Annotated in this window: 1 protein-coding gene; it reads left to right on the top strand. The window is 60.2% G+C overall.

What is annotated here, in order from left to right; translation table 11 throughout:
- A partial coding sequence (locus EOA22_RS33865) for an EAL domain-containing protein (RefSeq protein ID WP_127390627.1) occupies window positions 1-1313 on the top strand: 1313 nt, incomplete at both ends.

Here is a 1313-nt window from a genome sequence, read left to right as displayed (position 1 = left end):
CGCCAAGACTATCTGCTCGACGACGCACACTTCTCCTGGTCAAACATGCTTAGCTCTGAAGAGGCGTCCTATCCCCTCGTCGGTCGCTCTGGTTCGACTGTCGGCTTCTTTGTGTGGCAGCCATATCGGCCCGGGGCGTTTGTCCTTTTTCAACTGGTGCCAATACTCGTGGCGGTGTTCGGACTGGTACTTGGCGGAATTATTGTAGCTCTGGCCGCTTTGCGCCGGCGGACTTTGAGGCTGATTGAGACCGAGAATCACATCTATCACCTGGCCCACTACGACCTGCTTACAGGGCTGCACAGTCGCGGCCATTTCAACAGTCGTTTGGCTGATGCGCTGACACTGCTGCCCGCGACGGGCGAGCAGCTCGCGATCCTCTATCTTGACCTCGACCGGTTCAAGCAGGTCAATGACAGCTTTGGCCACCCTGCCGGTGACGAGTTGCTCAGGGAGTTCGCAGACCGGCTGAGGCGGCTGACCGTGGAGGTTGACACGGTGGCGCGCCTGGGCGGTGACGAATTCATTATCATCCAGCGCGCGGTCGCAGGCGAGAATGAGGTCAAAACATTGTGCGAGCACTTGATCGAGTCCGCGCGCCGGCCGTTCGAGGTCGCCGGAGTTCAGGTTTTTGTCGGGGTGAGCGTCGGCGTAGCTCTTGCTCCCAGGGACGGGGTGGACCAGGTCGAGTTGGTGCGGAAAGCCGACCTCGCCCTGTATCACGCCAAAGCCGGCGGTCGCAGCGGCTATGCTCTGTTTGAACCCGAGATGGACCAGACGCTGGCAAAGCGTAAGGGTCTCGAACAGGACCTGCGCAAGGCGCTGCAAACGCCCGGCCACATCCGGGTGCATTATCAGCCGCTTTACACCGCCGACACCAACAGGATGACGGGCGTCGAAGCCCTCGCGCGCTGGTCGCACGCAGAGCGTGGTTGGGTCGCCCCTGACTTGTTCGTACCATTGGCAGAGGAAACGGGGCTCATTGAAGTTCTAGGCGAGCTGGTTCTGCGCCAGGCCTGCCTTGACGCGGTGCATTGGCCGATCGAGACCCTGGCAGTGAACGTATCGGGGTTGCAGCTGAACAATCCGAGCTTTGCCATGAAAGTGACGAGCATCTTGTTGGAAACGCAAATGGATCCACGGCGGCTCGAGCTGGAGGTTACGGAAAGCACGCTCTCCGAGCGCCCCACCGAATGCCAGCAGAACATGGCAGCGTTGCGCAGTGTCGGGGTGCGCTTTGCGCTTGACGATTTCGGTACGGGATTTTCCTCATTGGGCCGACTGCAGAGCCTGGAAGTGGACAGGATCAAGAT

The organism is Mesorhizobium sp. M7A.F.Ca.US.014.04.1.1 (assembly GCF_003998745.1).
GTDB lineage: Bacteria > Pseudomonadota > Alphaproteobacteria > Rhizobiales > Rhizobiaceae > Mesorhizobium > Mesorhizobium ciceri.
The sequence above is the reverse complement of the archived record's forward strand: the minus strand, read 5'-3'. Positions and strand labels throughout refer to the sequence as shown.